This window comes from Clostridium sp. YIM B02500 (assembly GCF_022324665.1).
Taxonomy (GTDB): Bacteria; Bacillota; Clostridia; order Clostridiales; family Clostridiaceae; genus Clostridium; species Clostridium beijerinckii.
On record NZ_JAKGTE010000011.1, the window covers coordinates 13,299 to 33,987 of the forward strand.

A 20,689-nucleotide genomic window follows, 5' to 3' on the forward strand; every position below is an offset into this window, starting at 1 on the left:
ATGTCAAAAGATATTATAATCTAAATATATTATTAGCAGCATTTAGTATAAAATATACTTAAATTGATGCATAAAAATAAGCTGCCTAATTTAAGGCAACTCGCTTTTTATATTAGTGTAGCTTGCAAGCACTAGATATGATAGAATGAACAGTTTCAGGGAGTTTTTCTAGCTCGTCTTTGTTTAGAGCAGCAACATCTATTACAGGATGTATCACTAATTCTATATCAGCACTTTTTATTGCATTGTTATTTTCTTCCATAAGCTTATATGTCCCATTTATGGTTAGTGGAACTATAGGACATTTAGATTTTGTAGCCAACTTAAAGCTTCCACTTTTAAACTCATCTACAGACTTACCTTTGCTTCTAGTGCCCTCTGGGAATATTACCATTGAATAACCAGACTTTAATAAATTAACGCCTTCAACTATTGATTCAGCGGATTTTCTTAAGTTATCTCTATCCATAAAAATGCAATTTATATATTTCATCCAAGTACTAATAAGAGGTAGCCTTTCAAGCTCCTTTTTTGCAATAAATCCTTTTGGAATGTCGATGCAGCTTAGAAGCAACGGAATATCAAAGTTACTTTGGTGATTAGATACAAATAATACAGTTTTATCTTTTGGAAGATTATCTAAACCTATAACATTAATTTTTGCACCTGATATTTTCATTATAAATTTGCCCCAAGAATGGCTTACTTTATGAATGAAATATTTTCTTCCTTTAATATCACCTTTATTGGTTAAGATTTTTATTCTAATTCTATAAATAGATGAAAATATAAGACTTATTATTAATCCGAGATAAAAATAGATAGTTCTTAACATTAAAAATTACACACCCTTAATCTATTAATTTTTACACTAATCAGTATAGTATAAAAATTAATAGATTGAAAGACTAAATAGATTACATACCTATTAAAAATTCAATAAAATTAATTTAAAATTAAGTAAATAATTAGGGTAAAATAATATTAAAAAATGTATAATATATAAGACAATGATAATTCTATGAAATAGTATAGCAAATAATTTACATAGGCAGGAGAAATTTGATGAATTTAAATAATAATACTTTGAATATGAAGGAGAAAGATGCTGAAACTATAATTGGCTTAACATCTGAAGAAGTTAAGCAGAGAATTAAAGAAGGAAAAGTAAATCACATTCCGAAAACACCATCAAGAACTATGCCTCAAATAATAAGAGCTAATTTGTTTACAAGGTTTAATGCAATAAACTTTGTACTTGCAGCAATAATTATTCTAGCAGGATCACCTAAGAATGCTATATTTGTGGGCGTTATAATAGTAAATACATTAATTGGAGTGGTTCAAGAAATTAAAGCTAAGCGCACATTAGAAAAGTTATCAGTCATAAGTTCTGCGCATGCAAAAGTTCTTAGAAATGGTGAAATAAAGGAGATTGCAATAGAAGAAATTGTATTGGATGATGTGATTTATCTGGAAACCGGCATGCAGGTATTGGCTGATGGAGAAGTTTTGCATAGTAACGGATTAGAAATAGATGAGTCTATGTTAACAGGAGAAGCTGATGCAATATCTAAAAATTACAAAGAGACATTGCTATCTGGAAGTTTCGTAGTATCTGGAGAGGGATATGCGATTGTTACAAAAGTAGGTAAAGAAACATATTCGTCTACTCTTGCTGAGGAAGCTAAGCAATTTAAAATAATAAATTCAGAGCTACAAGCAGCAATAGATAAAATTTTTAGAGTAATAATATGGATTGTACCTCCTCTATCTGCATTATTAATAGTAACTCAACTAAGAATACCAGGGAATACGTGGCAGGATGCATTAATAGGAGCAGTATCAGGAATTGTAGGAATGATACCAGAGGGATTAGTATTACTAACGAGTGCCACATTTATAGTGTCAATTATAAAATTATCTAAATATGATACTTTAGTTCAAGAGTTGAGTGCTACAGAAGTCTTAGCAAGAGTTGATGTACTTTGTTTAGATAAGACAGGAACTTTGACTCAAGGAGAGTTAAGATTGTCAGAAGTTAAGAATATTAGTTCTAAAAGTTCTGAAGATATAGATAATGTATTAGTAGCATTAATAAATAATTTACCAAGTAATAATCCAACTCAGAAAGCTATATTAGAAAAATATAAGGAATATGATAAGGAAATCAAAGTTTTAGACAAAATTGCTTTCTCATCTAAAAGAAAATGGAGTGGAGCTACTTTTGAAAAGCTTGGGACATGGGTACTTGGCGCACCGGAAATAATATTGGGTAAGGAATATCAGTTAATAGAAGAAATAGTTAAAGAAGAAGCTAGAAAAGGAAAAAGAGTTTTATTACTAGCAAATCTTCATAATAATTTGAATGAAAAATTAGAAGGTAAGATAGAAAGTGTAGCACTATTGCTAATTGAGGATATCATAAGAGAAGCAGCACCTGATGTATTAAAGTACTTTGATAGTCAAGGCGTAGGGGTGAAGATTATTTCTGGAGATAGTCCTATTACTGTTTCAGAGGTCGCAAGAAGAGCAGGCGTAAGTGGCTGGGAGAAATATGTGGATGCAAGAGAGTTGCCAGAGGATAATGAAAAATTGAAGAATTTGATTCAGGAGATGACTGTTTTTGGAAGAGTTACTCCGCATCAAAAGAAAAGAATTGTTTTAGCTCTTCAGGAGATGGGGCATACTGTTGCAATGACAGGTGACGGAGTAAATGATGTACTTGCTTTAAAATCATCTGATTGCGGCATTGCAATGGCAAATGGCTCCGATGCAACAAAGGCTGTAGCCCAATTAGTATTAATGAAATCTGATTTCACTGCGCTTCCTAAAGTTCTTGAAGAGGGAAGAAAGCAAATTAATAATTTGGAGAGGGTATCAGAATTATTTTTATCCAAAACTGTATTTTGCATAATTTTATCATTTGTATGTTCTATATTATTTATAGAGTATCCAATACTTCCAATACAGTTGTCATTAGTGGGAAGTTGCGCTATAGGAATTCCATCATTCTTTTTAGCGTTATTGCCTAGCACGGGTGGAGTTAAAAAGGGATTTTTAACAAGAATATTAACTGTTAGTATTCCTAACGGGATATTACTTGCTATATTTATACTTATAACATTTATTATATCAATACAAATGAATCTCCCAATGGATTACAGTAGAACTTTAGCAGTACTAATGTTTTCTGGAATTAGTATGGTGGTATTGCTTAGAGTCGCAAGACCGTTAACTAAGTTTAAAACGATAATGTGTTTATCTATGTTTGGGATAATAGTGTTAGGGTTCTTAACACCAATAGGAAGATATATATTTAGCTTAACTAAAATACAATTAAGTCATTGGCTCATATCGCTAGCAGTAATAATAGCATCCAGTCCTCTGATAACCAAAATTGTAGATGTATTTAGAGTTAGAGTTAATAAGAAATTTAAGGTTAAAACAATTTAAAATTATAAAGCTTAAATACATATAGAGGGTATTTAAGCTTCATTTTTACAGTTTTGGATTAAATGCATTACGACTCTAGATTTATTATTTTAGAATTTTATATGAAGATAGATGAATAATAGATTACAATAGCTGTATTTTAGTAAGCATTTATCAAAATTTTTATTTTAGAAAAGTAGTAACCGGAGATTTAATATTTAGTATAATTTATTTTTTTATGTAAAAATAAATTATTAGTTTGACAATGACAAATAATTGTAATAAACTTTATAAGTACAAATTAAACAAAAAGAGTATTTAAATATCATGCTCCTATAGTTAAATGGATAGAACAATCCCCTCCTAAGGGATAGATGTGGGTTCGATTCCCGCTGGGAGTACCAATGTGCAAAGAAGAATGGCTTAACTGCAATGGTTAAGCCTTTTCTTATGCAAAAAGTTGTACTATAAATTGTACTAAATTTTTCATTCAGCTTTTTTGTACTATGTTGTACTAGGTATATATCTAAAAATATTATCAAATAAATCTGCAGTACTATTTTTCATATCTTCCATAACATGAGTATAATTATCTAATGTAGTAGATATATTTTTATGGCCAAGTCTTTCTGATATGACCTTTATATTTTCACCATTGAATATTAATAATGTGGCATGAGTATGCCTAAGAGCGTGAAATGTTATTTGTTTGAGCTGCATGTAATTTTGAGGAATATTTTTACCTTCTCTTTTTAAATCATCAATAGATTTTCTATATTTGTGTATAGATTTAGTGAAATTCATTGATAGGTTTCTAGGATTACACATTGAACCTTCACGATCTAATACTACAAAATCAGTATCAAGTGCATCACCTTTAATTGATTTTAAATAATCAGTTAATATTTTAGGTAGAGTTATCTTTCTATGGCTCGTATCAGTCTTTAATATTTTTGAAAATACCAATATTTTTAATTCTCTATCATAAATAACCTGATTATTAACAGTTAGATACCTATCTTCGAAATCAATATCACACCATCTTATTCCACAGAGTTCTCCAACACGCAAGCCAGTAAATATTTCTATCAAAATTGGTGTGTAGAGATATGAATCGTGAATCTTATCTAAATAAAAATCAATTTCCTCTTTAGTCCAAAACTTGACTTTAGGCTTATTCATAGGCTGCTTTTCTATGTCAGTAGGTAAGTTATATATTAACTTACTTTTTTGAGCATATTTTAAAACACCATTCATAGTTTCCATGATTTTTTTAACACTGGAAGGCTTAAGACCTTCTCCTATAAGGCTATTATAGAAATCTTGAATAATTGCATTAGTAATTTTATTTAGCTTATATTCACCCAATTTTGGCATTATGTGAGTATCAATTCTTGACTTATAATTTGTCCTGGTATTCATGCTTATGTGTTTAGATTTATATTCGTCAAACCATTTTAATATATAATCCTTAAATAAGGTATTACCTTCAGTTGGAGAAATAAATCCTTTATTTCTTTTTGATAAGACTTCAGTAACCCATGCTTCAGCTTCTTTTTTAGTTTTAAAGCCCTGCTTTCTTTCAACGTTCTTTTTACCATTCGTGTATCCAAGGCTTACTGTAGCTCTCCAATTGGGCTTTGATGGATTAAATTATATGAAGAAAAATAGATTTTATTAATGAGTTTTATCTAAAGTAAATACGAAATAGGCTTGGGATAATGAAGGGTGAACAATATCATAACTAAAGGATAAGTATACTTGATTTAATAAGAATATGCCATTGATAAGTATAAGAAAGACAATAAAAGAATTGCAATTAAAGCTTTGACGATAAAGAAGGAAACAATGGAGATTTTTTCAACGGTAATAATATTTAATACATTATACAAGTTAGTATTAATAATTTAGCATTAAGTATAAGTGACAAATTTACATGTGTATAAGCAAATTTGTAAGTGGAGTGCCTTTAACACTAGAATTACTAATGATTAAGGCACTTATTCCATTAATAAAGCATAATAATATAAGTATATAATAAATTTATTTAATACTAAAGAATATCCAAAATGAGATAAATTATACAGTTATCTTAATATATATTTTAAGATATATATTCTAATAATCTTTTTCCTGTAAAAGATGAAGAACATTTTGTAATGCCGCTAGGATAGCCTATATAAACAAGCTCTCCTCCATTAAAGCCGCCTAGTGGACCTAAATCAATAATCCAGTCAGCTTTGCACATTATACTTAAATTATGTTCTAAAATTATAACTGTTTTTCCTTTATTAATTAATTTATTAAATAACTTTATCAAATTTTTTATATCGGACTCATGCAAGCCTGTGCTTGGTTCATCCAATATGTAAATTTCACCAGCGTTATTTAAAAGAGTTACAGCAATTTTTAATCTTTGAAGTTCTCCACCTGACATTGTGTCAAGAGATTGACCGAGTTTAATATACCCTAGATTTACTTCAGAAATAGTATACAATATTTTATTTAGCTCTTTGTCAATAAAGACTGCCAAAGCTTCATCAACAGAGAGGTTAAGGATATCACTTATTGTATATGAACTGTACTTATAATTTAATATTTCTTGTTTGTATCTTGTTCCATCACATAATTCGCAAGTTTCTTCAACATCATCCATAAAAGCTAAATCTGTTTTTATTATACCTTTTCCCTTACACAAAGGACATGCGCCTTCTCCAATAAAGCTGAATAGTGAAGGTGATTTACTATTTGCTTTACCAAAGATGGCTCTAATTTTATCAAAAAAGCCCATGTATGTTGCGAGTATTGAGCGAGAAGAGGTATGGACTCTTTTTTGGTCTAAGAGTATACTGTTTGGATACTTGTCAAGGAAAAGACGTGTAATCAATGTACTTTTACCTGAACCGGCTACTCCAGTTACAACTGTTAAGGCATTCCCAGGTATTTTTATAGAAATATTTTTCAAATTAAACATATTTGCATTATTAAGCTCGTAGAATTCGTGAAACTCCTTATTTTCTGTAATTATTTCATGTTTATTAGATAAAGCATTTCCAGTGGAAGTATCACTATTTAAGAGCTGCTTATATGTACCTTCAAAAGTAATTTCTCCACCTTTAACTCCTGATTCAGGCCCCATGTCAATAATGTGATCTGCTATATTTATTACATCAGGATCATGTTCCACAATTATAACTGTATTTCCTTTTTCTTTAAGCCCTTTGAATATCTTATTTATACCAGTTATATCATGAGGATGTAATCCAATGCTAGGTTCATCGAATATATAGAGAACATCACTCAGACTGCTGTTTAAATGTTTTGACATTTTAATTCGCTGAGATTCACCACCAGATAAAGTATTAGTTGTACGATTCAATGTAAGATAATTTAATCCAACTTCTTCTAATGTACGTAAACTCTTGAGAATATCATCAATAACTGTTTGAACTTTTTGCTCATGGACTAATTTAAGAAAAGACTTCAATTCACTTATTGACATATCATTACAATCACCAATTGACTTTTCATTGATTTTGCAGGACAAAATAGTATCATTAAGACGTTTTCCATTACAATGAGGACAGATTTGTTCATCAACAAGCTGCTCAAGCTCTTTTTTATATTGCTTTTGATCTTTTTCTAAGAATGAGTTTCTGATTCTTGGAATAAGGCCAATATATTTTGCTGTCTTATGCCAATTACTTGTAGGATTATCAGGAGCTTTTTCTTCTTCATAAAGTAGAGTATTAAGTTCTAAATCTGAGTAATCTTTAATTGGTTTTTCAATATCAAAATAACCAGACTCTGTATAACGGCTTAATCTCCATCCTCCGGGTTGAAATGTTGGAAACTTAATAGCACCATTATTTAAGCTTTTGTCAAAGTCTATTAATTTATGAATATCAATATCTTTAATTACTCCTAATCCTTGGCAGTAAGTACACATACCATTTGTATTATTAAAAGAAAAATTCATTGAGTAGCCAACAAAAGGTTTCCCTATTCTAGAAAACAGAAGGCGCAGTAAGGTATATATATCAGTGACGGTACCAACTGTTGAACGTGCATTTCCACCTATTTTCTTTTGGTCTATAATTATAGAAACAGGAAGATTGTTGATTTTTTCAACATTAGGTCTGCCATAGTGAGGTAATAATTGTTGAACATAAGCGGAATATGTATCATTTAACATCCTTTGAGATTCAGCAGCTAAGGTATCGAAGATTAGAGAAGACTTCCCTGAACCAGATAAACCTGTAATTATTGTGATTTTCTTCTTAGGTATATTTATAGATATATCCTTAAGATTATTTTCATTTGCATGGAAGATTTCAATCAGTTCTTTTGACATATTAGCGCCTTCTCTCTTCAAAAGCACTGCTCACTTTTAGGCATAGCTCAGCAAAAAGTTTTTGTTCACTTGGAGTTAAGGCAGAGGATGCAATTTTAGCTAAATGTTCATGACCTTTTTTTATTTCTTTTAAAAATTTGAAACCTTTATCTGTTAATGCTGTCCAAAGTGCCCTTGCATCGGAATTGCTTTTTTCTTGTTTTACATATCCCTTATCTTTAAGAGCTTTTAATCCCTTAGATATTTTAGAACGTGAAACACCTAAGTTAATGCTTAATTCTGCAGGGCGACTTCCATTTGTGTGATATAAGGATTCTAATAAATCATATTGAAACCAAGAAATATTCTCTGTATTTATAGTATTCCTTTCGGCAACAAGTTCACATTGAAGTCTTGATAATCCCTCTTCTAATTTAGAAGTATATAATTGTTTGTTCATAAAGTAAGTATCTCCTTAATATTTATAAAAGTAGTTTCTTTATGGAAACTATTTTAACATTTTTGCAAAATGATTGCAATATGGAAACTATTTTTAGAATAACAATAGTAAATCAATATAGATGAACATAGCTGAATATGCTTGACGTATCCCGTTGGGATTATCATAAAAGCCTGTAGCTAATTGAATAAATAAGCTACAGTTTTTTTGCATTATTATAATAAGAAAGGTATGTTCTTGCTAAACAAATATTAAATCAATGGTGCAATAATGGTGCAGTGCATTGCACAAATTATAGAAAATACTAAGCTGTAATAGAACTGATAAAATGGCTTGAATACTAGTGGTTAGAGGGAAACAAATACTAAGAGGGAAATGATTTAATCGAATCCAGAAATCGTAGGTTATAAAAGCATCTATAGAAATATAGGTGCTTTATTTTATGTGAAGTTTTGTATATATTGCATATACAAGCAATACAATTATTTTTTTAGTATTCTTGTTCTATTAAAGCCTATAGGGTAATAGTAGTATAAATACCATATGAACAGGATAAAAAAGAATATTACACTATAAATTTAAGACATATCAAATAAATTATGATGCGATATCTATATAAACGCCATACAAAAGTACTTAAGTATAATATGGTTAATAAAAATATATATGAATACATTATTTATTTTCTTGAATATATGTATAAATGTGCAATATTATATATACAGATATGGAGGAATAATGATTAACTATTTAAGAAATTTACTATTAACATTAACTACAGTAGGAGCCGTACTAAGTTTTTATATAAAAATACCTAGAGATTTTTTTATTTAAACAGCTAAGGCAAATTATAAAAATGTTCCAAGAAAGCAATCAATTTTTGAGATAATTATAACGTGGGCTATGTACAGCTTGTTAATAATGGATGCATTTATGATTTTCTTAGTAGTATTAACAAGAGGCAATATATTATTCGATTATCTAGGCAATACAGTAAAGGTAGAATTATGGGTGAGTACGTTTATTACTTTAATTATTTGTTATCACTTTTAGTTCTTTTATATGTACGTTATATTGTTTTTATAAAGTAAAAAGATGTTTTATTTATAAGCTAGAAGGTAAATATATAAAAACTTTAAGTGCTAAAATAAAAGCATGGATAAATATTAGCATAATTACATCTCTAGTGTGATATTATTAATATATATTTGACAATAACGTAAATGATTCTTGTTGCTTTTGCAAAAAATGATAATAATTGGAATAAGAAGCTTTATACTGGAATTATCAGTTTTTGCTTTAGTAGGGAAGATAAGGGGGAGAAAAAATGTCACAAAAAAAATTGAATTTACGCAGTATTAGAATAAGATTAATTCTTAGTTTAGTTCTGATTTGTGTAATACCATTGATTATAGTGGGAGTAATTTCCTATAATCAATCAAAATCAATACTTAGCAAAAAATTAGATATTACAAGTGAACAGACACTTTCTGAGGTGAATAGCGGATTAAATAACTATTTTGCTGGATTTACAGAAAGAATTACAATGTTATCAAATGATTATAACCTAGTGAACGTTGATTATGGAAATAATTTTGATTACATACCTAATTTATTAAAAAACCTAAAAGAAAGTAATAAAGATATTTTTGATACATATTATGGAAGTGCATCTGGTAAGTTTGCAATATATCCAGAAACAAATATGCCAGAGGGATATGATGCAACTAAAAGATCTTGGTATCAAGAAGCAATAAAGGCAAAAGGAAAACCTGTAATAACTAAGCCATATAAAGATGCAGCTACAGGAAATACTGTTGTGGGTATTACACAAGCAGTTGTAAAGGATGGCCAAATTGTAGGTGTTGTTGGAATGGATTGTACATTAAGTACACTTTCGGAACGTATAGCAGAAAAAAAAATAGGAAATTCAGGAGTTGTATTTATTACTGACGCAGATGGAGTAATGATAGCTCATGCCGATAAAAGCTTAATTGGTGAAGATACAGTTACAAAATTATCTTATTGGAATGAAGTTAAGTCTAGCAAAGATGGATTCATTACTTATGATTATCATGGAATACCCAAATTTGGTGTGTATGAAACTAATGAAATCACAGGGTGGAAGCTAATAGCTGGGCTGGAAGAAAGTGAATTGTCAAATGATACGAGAGCAATACTATTAACTACTGCCATAATAACAGTTATAATTGCAATAATTGCAATTATTTTATCGTTGATATTAAGTAAGGGTCTTGCGACTAATATTCAAAATTTAAAAGAAGTATTTGCTAAAGCTTCGGAGGGAGATTTATCAGGAGTTGTAGAGGTTAAATCAAAGGATGAGCTTGGTCAACTTGCAAATGACTATAATTCTATGATTAAAAATATAGGTGAACTATTAGAAAGTGCAAAGCAAACTTCCAATACAGTATTTGAGACGACTGCAAATATCTCAAGTATGGCAGAAGAAACAACAGCTTCAATGGCACAAGTTTCATTTGCTGTTTCAGAAATATCTCAAGGAGCTGTCAGTTTAGCTGAAAATTCTCAAGAAACTGCAACTGGTATTGAGGAATTATCTAAAAAATTAGATAAAATTGCAGATACGACTGAAGATATGAGTGATGTATCAGAAGAAACTAAAAGATTAAGTAAACAAGGAATAAATACTGTAAATGTATTGATTAATAAAAATAATGAAACAATGGAGGCTACAACAAAAGTATCGGATATAGTTTTAAGTGTGAATGAAAGTGTACAGCTGATTAGTTCAATTTCTAATGCTATAACGGAAATAACAGAGCAAACAAATCTTTTGGCACTAAACGCATCTATTGAAGCAGCACGTGCAGGAGAAGCAGGTAAGGGTTTTGCCGTAGTAGCTGAAGAAATTAGAAAACTTGCAGAAGAATCACAAAATTCTACAGAACAAATTAAGTCTATAATAGGTACTATTAAGTCCAAGGCAGAGATAGCTGTAGAGGCAATGGATAATAATAAGCAAATCAATTCTGAACAAAATGAAGCTGTAATAAGAACCGAATCGATATTTACTGATATATTATTATCTATTACAAGCTTAACAGAAAAGGTTGGAGAGGTTAAAATTTCAATAGATGATATGCAAGCTCAAAAGCAGGTCTTTGTTACTCAAATAGAAAATAGCTCAGCTATTTCTGAGGAAACAGCTTCATCAACAGAGGAAGTAACTGCATCAGCAGAAGAAGTGTCTGCTACAATGAACGGATTTAGTCAGCAGACGGAAGATTTACAGCATTTAGCTGAAAAATTGAAGAAAGAAATAGATAGATTCACAGTATAATTTAGAGGGATCAGCTGCAGGAGTACCTCTCGAGGGTGCCGATCTGTGGAAAAAATAATCTCAATACTATAATTGGAGATTTTAAGTAAAAATAAGTTGTTAAGAAGCTAAATTATATACTCCCTTTATGGTAGACACATAAAATAATAAAATGTCTATTATAAGGAGGAGTATTTTTTATGTTAAAAAGAATTTCTGATGAAGTAAAATTAATAAGGGATAAGGCATCTAAGAAATTGGATGCCCTTTTTATGCCTAAAAACTAAAGAAAAATAACACTGATATAAATGACTTTAATGTCAATCTTCAGAAATAATCTGAGAAGGAAATTAAATTTTTTCTATGAAAATAAAGATTAAATGATTATAGAATCAGGTGTGTTTTATACCATCTAAAAAGAGTTTCTCATTTTTTGTATAATTAGCCATATATTAAGGAGTAGTACTATTTAGGAACAAGCATATTTTAAAATTGGAAATTATAGAAATATACATAATAGTTCTGAGAAACAATTAGAAATAGAGTGGATGACATTAAGCAGGTATACAATGATATACTAGAAATGTACAAAGAAAAATTAAATACGAATGAGTTGAATTTTGAATATGAAAAAGCATTTTGCAGTCTAAAATAAATAAAAATTACAGTGAAACATTTAATTATTGGGAGAAATTATTTTTCATAATCGTGACGGTATATATAACGAACATCATAAACGATGCAATAAAGCAATATAAAGAAATAGGATTTGCAATAGTACTTTTAGCATTGATTGCGGTATTAATTATTTTTGGTAAAAAGGATATATTATGGAATAGATTTATATTAGATTGGGTAAAAAATTTAGAATTTTACCCAATCTAATATGAACTGATTTTATGTAAATAAAATAGGTTGATTTACTTTGAATTAGCTATTTTATCTAATTCCATAGTAAAACTTGTTACCTCTTCAACACTAGCATTTGTTTCTTCTATTGCAGCTGATTGCTGCCCAGTTATATCAAGTGTAGTATTTGAAACTTGAATAGTTTTTTCTACTGAAACTTGTATTTTTTCTACAAGATCAGAAATACTCTTTGCTGTTTCTTTAGAGCTTTCTGCCAAATTTCTAATTTCTTTTGCAACAACTGAAAATCCTTTACCTAACTCTCCGACTCTTGCCGCTTCAATGGAAGCGTTAAGCCCAAGCATTTTTGTTTGATTCGTTATATCTTTTATGTATCCTAGAACAAGATTAATTTCGTTAGAAACTTCCTTCACATTTAATATTTCACTATTTAATAAATTTTGGTTTTCGGTAACTTCCATTGATGATGCAGCAAGTTGTTGAGTTGCAGAAGATATTTGTTCAAAACTCTCAGTAAGTGTTCCTGTTAATTCTTTAATTTTTAAACGTTGATATCCATCATGTGATAATGTATTAGCTACTGAGAATAGAACTTCTGCTGCTGACTCAATATTATTTTTATCTACTATTTTTACTTCTTTAGCAGCATTAGCATATATATCCTGGTCCAACCCGAGTTCGTTTGCAGTATTTTTGAATTCCATTTCTTTAGGATCATCAAAAAGTATTTGTCCCCCAAGTATTGTGCCAATGAGAACCCCCTGTACTTTTATAGGAGCCGCAAAATCAATAAGTCCAGAATGACATTTATAAATGTATGGTTTTCCAGTTTTAAAGGCTTCCTCTCCGGCTGCAGCATGACATTGAGCACAACGTTTTTTCCCAAGCTCTGTAGATTGAGTAAGTTTAGAACAAATATTAGTATAACCACTTGGTTTTGTAAAAGGAATACCATTTCTATCTACTGTAATACTTGCGATATTCATACTTTTCGAAAAATCATCTTGGAATTTTTGGAGGAAATTTAAATTGATAATGTCTTTTAGCTCTACCTCAGTTAATTCAGTATTACCTTTCTCCATAAGTTACTCCTCCATTTCTATTAATATGTATAAATTTGAGATTTTGATTGTATGTATTTGATACATTAATTTTTTTTAGCAATAAAGTTCCTGTTATTCTTATAGTGTAAATTAATGGTAAAAGAATCGGATTAACTTTCATGCCTATAATATTTAATAAATTCACTAATTATCATTCCCTCTTTCTTTGAATTTTGTTCACAATATTGCCAGATTGTATTATCAGGAAATTATTGTAATAAATATATGATATTTAGATGCTCTTATATCATTTAAACTCTTATATTATTTTTCTAATATAATTTATTAAACAATATAAATATTTTGTCCAATTGAAGTGACTGATAAGTAAGGATACTTTCATATAAATTTCAATATAAGGGTAAATATGTTTTTTGTTTAATTACACTTTATTACAAAAAGTATTTATATATACAGTTTTAAATGAAATATTTGCTTTAATTGTAATTTAAATTATAATATAATTAGACAAAATATTTATATTGACCAATTATTTTCTGATTATTAGTTATTTACATTTTAAATAATTAATTTATGTTGATATATTAACGGTATCTATTTATTATTTTTAGGTTTATAACCTGAGCTAAATAGAATTTTTATATAATGTAAGGTCATATAAAAGGTATTAACTTAGATTGAACCTTAAGTTAATACCTTTATTTATTTAAAACTAATATGAATCCATTATGAATTTTTTATAGCATTTAAGGTTAAATTTCCTATAAAATTCAGTTACTTTATTAAGTTTTTAGGAGAAGTTCCATATTTACCATTGAAGAGCATGTTGCTAAAAGAAAACGAGAAGATAACTTAAATGAATCTAATAAAAATAGAAATTTAAATTTAGTTACAGCAAGTACAACTTAAAATTAGATTTAGAAGAGATTGCGGATGAGATTAATATTAAAAGTAATATATGTAAGATATGGATTATTATTTGATAAAAACTCAATACATGGAAGGAATATTCCGTTTTATGCATAATTATAATATATATTTAGTTTTATTATAGTTATGCAATGGAGAGGATTGAGAAAATGAAAGTTATAAAATCAATTGATGAAGAAATAATTGCAGCGAAACAAGAAGCATTGATAAAAAGAGTTGATAATAAAAGAAGGGAAATGAAACCAGATAGGGCAGATATGACGTTTGGTGAAATAATTAACATGTATGAAAAGGAAGAAATTATTATTTCGCCCGAATTTCAAAGAGGTTTTAGATGGAAAGAAGATAGGCAAACAAAATTTATTGAATCACTATTATTAGGTATACCTATACCACCAATATTCGTTGCAGAAACAGATGAAGGTAAGTGGGAACTGGTTGATGGATTACAAAGGTTATCTACAATTTTATCGTTTTTTGGGAAATTAAAAAGTGAAGAAAAGAATCATCTTGTTTTAACAAAAGGTGGATTAATAAAAGAATTAGAGGGAATGAAAATTGAGACTTTACCTAAGAGATATGAATTAGCATTAAAAAGAGCTGTTTGTAGAGTAGAAATTATTAGATATGATAGTGATGTTGAAATGAGATATGAGTTATTTAATAGGTTAAACACAGGGGGAGTAGAATTAAGTGAACAAGAAATAAGAAATTGCATATTTAGAGGGTATGGAAATAAGTTCAATGAATTTATTACAAGATTATCTAAATCAAAAGAATTTAAAGATAACATTCACATAAATTTATTACAAGAAGAAAGAATGTACTTGCAAGAGTTAGTTTTAAGATATTTTACTCTAAAAAATAGAGGAACTAAGTATAAACACATTCAAAAACATATGGATGATTATATGCTAGAGGTTAGTAAAGGAGAGATGAGTTTTGATTATGAAAATGAAGAAAAGCTATTTATGAGGGTAGTAAAAAAAATAAATGACTTAGACAGAAATATATTTGATTTGGTAACGCTTCCGTTCTCAACCAGCGTATATGATCCTATAATGATTTCTTTTTCTAATAATATTGATTTTATTGATAAATTAAGTAAAAAGGAAATATTAAGTAAAATAGATGCATTTAAAAATGATGAGGATTTTAGAAAACAAACAACAACATCAAGTAGTAGCGAGGGCAGGGTTACTAAAAAGATAAATGTGGCAAAAATATATTTTAGCAAGAAATCAAAAGATAAATTTTCTTATGAAGATGGAGTACATATTAAACAACTAGATTTATTTAATGAATAAATTATATATGAATAGGATTATAAGAAAAAAGTCTCATTATATATAATGCATTGTCCCCAAAATATTTAAGAATAGGATGATTAAAATGGATAACTTAAATGTGGCAATTGATACGGTTTATAGAGAAAGAGAGAGATTAATATTAATTGGTTTGACTGGAAGAACTGGTTCAGGATGCTCAACTGTTGCAAAAATACTAAAAAAAGAAAACATTAAAGATTTGGATCTTTGTGATGTAAAAACACGTGACTTTAATAATTCAGACGAACGTAAATATGGTGTTATTAAAAGATTTATGGAGGAAGGACATAAGTGGCAGGCATTTGTATCAATTGAAGTAAGCAGTATTATTTTGTCGTTTGTATTGGAAAAAAGTATTGATAAATTAATAAAGTATTTAGAAACATTATTGCAAGAAAAAGAGAAAATAATTTTTAATATTGCTGATTTCGAGAAGGTAAAAAAAGATATAGGTGAATTAAATTATATGTTTGATGAAATGAAGAGGTATTCAGTAAGTGATATTAAAGATTTCATATATTCGGACAAAGAGAAGGTTGGTAATTATTTTTATTTTTATACAAAAACAATTGTGAACTATAGAAATAGAGTAAAAGACATGTTATCAGCATATTCTTGTTATGAGATGACGAAAACAAAGCTAGAAGAAAAGAAAATGATAAGATACCATTTATATACATATCTGATGCAAAAGTTCGGGAATAATATTAGGAGCTCAGGTGATCCGTATAGTAGCGAATTTAATGTGGAAAATTATTATAGCTTAGTTTCTAGAATAAATAGTGTCATAAAAATTATTAATCAACATATGGAAAATGATAAGACGAAAAGTGTGAGAATATGTATAGATGCAATTAGAAATCCTTTTGAAGCATATTATTTAAGGGATAGGTATAGAGCATTTTACCTTGTAGCAGTAAGTACTGAAGATAAGGATAGATTAAGTAGACTAAAAAAGATTGATGGGGAAGAATTGACGAATTTAGATAGAATAGAATATCCATCTAAAACTGATACTCCTCAAGATTTATTTTATCATCAAAATATACAACAATGTTTAGAAATTGCAGATATTCATATAATTAATCATGACATTAAAAGTTCCAAGTATTATGATTTAACAACGCAGATATTAAAGTATATTGCATTAATGCTTCATCCAGGACTTATTACACCAACACATGTGGAAAGATGTATGCAGCTGGCATATAATGCAAAATATAATTCAGGATGCCTATCAAGACAGGTTGGAGCAGTTGTAACAGATAGAGACTTTTCTGTTAAATCTGTGGGGTGGAATGATGTTCCGATGGGACAAATACCTTGTAATTTGAGAGATGTTAAAAGCTATTGCTTAAACAGGGATAATGAAACATTTAGTGAATATGAATTATGTGATAAGAAGTTTGAAGAGGTAATGGAATGTTTAAATGATAAGGTTTCAGATAAAAAATTGAATGGAAAAACTTTCGCATATTGTTTTAAAGATATTTATAATGGGATTGAGAAATCCAAAAATCAGGTATATACTAGAGCTCTTCATGCCGAAGAAAATGCATTTCTGCAGATTTCAAAATATGGTGGACAAGGTGTATTAAATGGAAAACTTTTTACTACAGCTAGTCCGTGTGAGTTGTGTGCCAAGAAAGCATATCAGTTAGGAATTGAAGAAATCTATTATATAGATCCATATCCTGGAATATCACAGAAACATATATTAAAATTTGGAAGTAAAAATAATCCTAAAACGATTTTGTTTTCAGGTGCGATTGGAAATGCTTATCTTTCTTTGTATGGCACAAGGATGGCTTTAAAAGATGAATTAGAATTAGCGAGCGGCATAAGTTGTAAGGATGAAGCTAAAAATTATGGTAATCTAAAAAAAGTTGAATTAGGTATTGATGAGATAAAATATGAGGATGTTAAATTAGAGCTTATATTTGAATCAAGAAGCAAGATTATATGCACAAGAGAAATTAAGATGAAAGCCTTAAAAGATGGATTTGAGAAAATAGATAAAATGATGATTTGGACTGGAAGTTCATATGATGGTACAAGATTAATTAGTTCTGATCCTAAATGCAGTTTAACTGAGGGAAATAAAAAAGAAGCATACTATCATTATTCAATTGATTTTAATAAAAGGATCAGCAAAGATGAGATTGTAAAATATAAAATACAAACAGAATTAAAAGATGAAAAGAAAATTATGGAACCATATTTTTCGCATAGAGTTAAGAATAAGACTGATAGACTTACATTAAGAGTTTTTGTCCCTAAAAGTAAAGAATTAATCAAAGAAGTTCGTTTTGTGGAGTATGCAGATTTACTTATGCAAAATAAGTTCGATGAAATTCCATTGAAAAAATCAACTTCAATAGAAGATGAAAAATATGAAATATATGAACTAGAGAGAGAAAAGCCTAATTTATTTTATAGTTACAGCATTGAATGGGAATTTGTGTAACTTGATTGCAAATAATAACTATGCTATTATAAATTCATTAAGAACTAGGGGGATTTAGTATGGAGGGTGACTGAATAAGGTAGTTTGGGTATATTAAAATAGTAGTTTTTTAAATTTATTAGGTAAAACATAAACAATAAAGGATAAGTGTTTATGTTTTATTTTTATTCTAGTTTTCATATCTAATATTGGAACTTTTAGTAACAGCTATTTTTAATTAGAGAAATAGATTAAATTTATATGATTAAATATATCCTTTGACCTTGAAATCAAAGCAATAATTAATCAAGAAGAGAATTCGAAGAGGTAAATGCTGAATATCTATAGGTGTATGGTTTTTCTTACACCTATTTTATATTTTGGGGGAAAGTGTGGTGTTTTTTTGTTTTAAAAATTGGTTGTGTTTTTAATAAATGAATATTAATTGAATAGTTTCATTGGAGATAAATCGTGGACATTTAATTAAAAAGTAATATAATTACTAAATGGAGATGAAATGATATGATTTTAATTGATAGAAACATTAAGGAATTAGTTAACAGTGGAGAGCTAATTATAAGGGGATATGATGAAAGTAATGTGAATTCCATTTCTTATGACTTAACCATTGGATCAATAGTTAAGCCAAAGGAAAATGATGAAGAGGTGGTAGAAGAAATTGATACTTATACGTTAGAGCCAAATGAATTCATTTTTATAAAAACTAATGAACAGTTGAAGATTCCAATAAATATATTGGGGAGAGTTGCTGAAAAAAATTCTCTTATGAGAACAGGGTTAGTTGTTAGTGGTCCACATTATCAACCTGGACATACTACATATGCTTTCTTAAGAGTTCATAATACATCTTATAGAAGAATAACATTAAATAAAAACCAAAAGGTAGCTCAAATTATTTTTGAACAATTAAAGGAAACACCTGAAATTCCATATAATATAAAGAGTGATTCATCTTTTAATAATGAAGACACATACAGGGGATATGGAAATTATAAAAATCAATACAAGAGAAGTATGAAGAAGCTTGAAAAGGTAAAAAGTGATATAGAAAGTAAAGAAAGCAAAATTTACTCAAATATATTAACTTTTATGGGTATATTTGTTAGTATATTTTCATTAATTACAATAAATTTTGAAGCATTTTCTAAGATGAATTTATCTATTCAAAATTTAATGTTAGTAGATTTATCATTAGCATTAGTCGTAACATTATTTATGGGATTAATATTAATTTTTATAAATAATAAAGATAATAAGCATTTTGCTGCTGCATTTATAATAATTCTTGTAATATTAGTTGTCTTAAATACATTGGCGCTATCTAAGCTAAGTGCCAATGATGCACAAGATAAATCAAATCAAACAAATATAGAGCAGGACAAGAGCAAATAAATCAATGATTTAAATAAAAATTACGTTGTACTACAGTTGTACTATTTTATTTTCAAAAGCAAAGAAATATAGATAATTATAAAATACTAAAGGGTGTGTAAAGTCTGATTAATAAAGGTTTTATAAAACATTATATTATATTTATGAAAACTATAAGACAAGCGTTATTTTACCCGCTGTGAGTACCATAAAAAAACCTGCAGTTAATTGAATGAATAAGCTGCAGGTTTTTAGTATATTTATGATAAGATAAATATTAAGTCAATGGTGCAATGATGGTGCAGTAGATTGCACCAATTATAGAAAATAATAAGTCACAATGAAAAATGGAACTGACAAAATTGCTTAAATACTAATATTTACAGAATAATGTATACTGAATAGAAAATGAGTTAATCGAATCCAGAAATCGTGAGTTGTAAAAGCATCTATATAGATATAGGTGCTTTATTTTATGTGAAGTTTTGTATATATTGCATATACAAGCAATACAATTATTTTTTAATATTCTTGTTCTATTAAAGATTATATGGTAATAGTAGTACAAATGTCATATGAACAGCATAAAAAAGAATATTACACTATAAATTTAAGACATATCAAATAAATTATGATTGGATATCTATATAAACGCCATATAAAAGTACTTAAGTGTAATATGATTAATAAAAATATATACAGATATGGGGGAATAATGATGAATTATTTTAAGAATTAGTTTGTTATAACATATTTCTATGATTCTATATTTTTTTTACTTAAGAATTTACTACTTTTTTGGCACCATGAAATAAAATAAGTATCTAATTGAATATTAAAAAAAAGAGTGCTATACTTTTTTTATATAGGGTACTATGGTACTTTATTTGAAAATCCCTGAAATATATATATAAGTAATCCTCGGCTCATTAACTGTATCAGCCATTGTATTTATTGGTGTTTATGTCAATATATTATGGTGGAATTATGCTGATTCAAATGAGAAAAATGACATTCGCAAATGAATTGGAACAATTATAACAAGAGCAGATAATCATAATAAGATTTCACTTTCGTTAAATACTACTTCTGAAAAGGCATTAAATTTATCATCCTTGATAATTATA

The 20,689-nt window shown here is 28.4% G+C and carries 10 protein-coding genes, 1 tRNA gene and 1 pseudogene; 7 read left to right on the forward strand and 5 right to left on the reverse strand.

The window, feature by feature from the left end; genetic code table 11:
- Window positions 1-112: 112 nt before the first annotated feature.
- Window positions 113-835: a lysophospholipid acyltransferase family protein gene (locus L1S46_RS11145; RefSeq protein WP_238900024.1), complete on the reverse strand. Its 723-nt coding sequence runs from the start codon at window positions 833-835 to the stop codon at window positions 113-115.
- 230 nt (window positions 836-1,065) lie between these two features.
- Here L1S46_RS11145 and L1S46_RS11150 point away from each other — a divergent pair, with 230 nt between their 5' ends.
- Together L1S46_RS11150 and L1S46_RS11155 are read left to right on the forward strand one after the other, a co-directional pair.
- Window positions 1,066-3,456, forward strand: a complete 2,391-nt coding sequence (locus tag L1S46_RS11150; RefSeq protein ID WP_238900025.1) for an HAD-IC family P-type ATPase — start codon at window positions 1,066-1,068, stop codon at window positions 3,454-3,456.
- Between the two features lie 308 nt (window positions 3,457-3,764).
- A tRNA-Arg gene (locus tag L1S46_RS11155) sits at window positions 3,765-3,839 on the forward strand.
- A gap of 100 nt (window positions 3,840-3,939) precedes the next feature.
- Here the strand turns inward: L1S46_RS11155 and L1S46_RS11160 are convergent.
- The 3 genes and pseudogenes from L1S46_RS11160 to L1S46_RS11170 all read right to left on the reverse strand — a co-directional run.
- A pseudogene (locus L1S46_RS11160) lies at window positions 3,940-5,079 on the reverse strand (site-specific integrase); the annotation flags it as partial.
- 460 nt (window positions 5,080-5,539) lie between these two features.
- Complete coding sequence (locus L1S46_RS11165; protein ID WP_238900026.1) at window positions 5,540-7,789, reverse strand: excinuclease ABC subunit UvrA; 2,250 nt, start codon at window positions 7,787-7,789, stop codon at window positions 5,540-5,542.
- 1 nt (window position 7,790) lies between these two features.
- The gene (locus L1S46_RS11170; protein WP_238900027.1) at window positions 7,791-8,228 is read right to left on the reverse strand and encodes a MarR family transcriptional regulator; all 438 of its coding nucleotides are present in this window, start codon (window positions 8,226-8,228) and stop codon (window positions 7,791-7,793) included.
- A 1,327-nt stretch (window positions 8,229-9,555) separates the two neighbouring features.
- Between L1S46_RS11170 and L1S46_RS11175 the strand changes: the two genes are divergently transcribed.
- Window positions 9,556-11,553 carry a methyl-accepting chemotaxis protein gene (locus L1S46_RS11175; protein WP_238900028.1) on the forward strand — a complete coding sequence of 666 codons (1,998 nt, stop codon included), beginning with the start codon at window positions 9,556-9,558 and terminating at the stop codon, window positions 11,551-11,553.
- 687 nt (window positions 11,554-12,240) lie between these two features.
- Entirely contained in the window at window positions 12,241-12,417 is a 177-nt protein-coding gene (locus L1S46_RS11180) for a hypothetical protein (protein WP_238900029.1), read from the forward strand.
- 35 nt (window positions 12,418-12,452) lie between these two features.
- Here the strand turns inward: L1S46_RS11180 and L1S46_RS11185 are convergent, their stop codons facing one another.
- Window positions 12,453-13,484 carry a PocR ligand-binding domain-containing protein gene (locus L1S46_RS11185; RefSeq protein ID WP_238900030.1) on the reverse strand — a complete coding sequence of 344 codons (1,032 nt, stop codon included), beginning with the start codon at window positions 13,482-13,484 and terminating at the stop codon, window positions 12,453-12,455.
- Window positions 13,485-14,545: 1,061 nt separating this feature from the next.
- Between L1S46_RS11185 and L1S46_RS11190 the strand changes: the two genes are divergently transcribed.
- The 3 genes from L1S46_RS11190 (at window position 14,546) to L1S46_RS11200 (ending at window position 19,583) form a co-directional block, all read left to right on the forward strand.
- Complete coding sequence (locus L1S46_RS11190; RefSeq protein WP_238900031.1) at window positions 14,546-15,703, forward strand: DUF262 domain-containing protein; 1,158 nt, start codon at window positions 14,546-14,548, stop codon at window positions 15,701-15,703.
- Window positions 15,704-15,788: 85 nt separating this feature from the next.
- A complete protein-coding gene (locus L1S46_RS11195; RefSeq protein WP_238900032.1) occupies window positions 15,789-18,191 on the forward strand; it encodes a dCMP deaminase in 2,403 nt (800 codons plus the stop codon).
- A gap of 501 nt (window positions 18,192-18,692) precedes the next feature.
- Window positions 18,693-19,583 (forward strand): hypothetical protein, encoded by an 891-nt coding sequence (locus L1S46_RS11200; protein ID WP_238900033.1) that lies wholly within the window; start codon window positions 18,693-18,695, stop codon window positions 19,581-19,583.
- The last annotated feature ends 1,106 nt before the right edge of the window (window positions 19,584-20,689 follow it).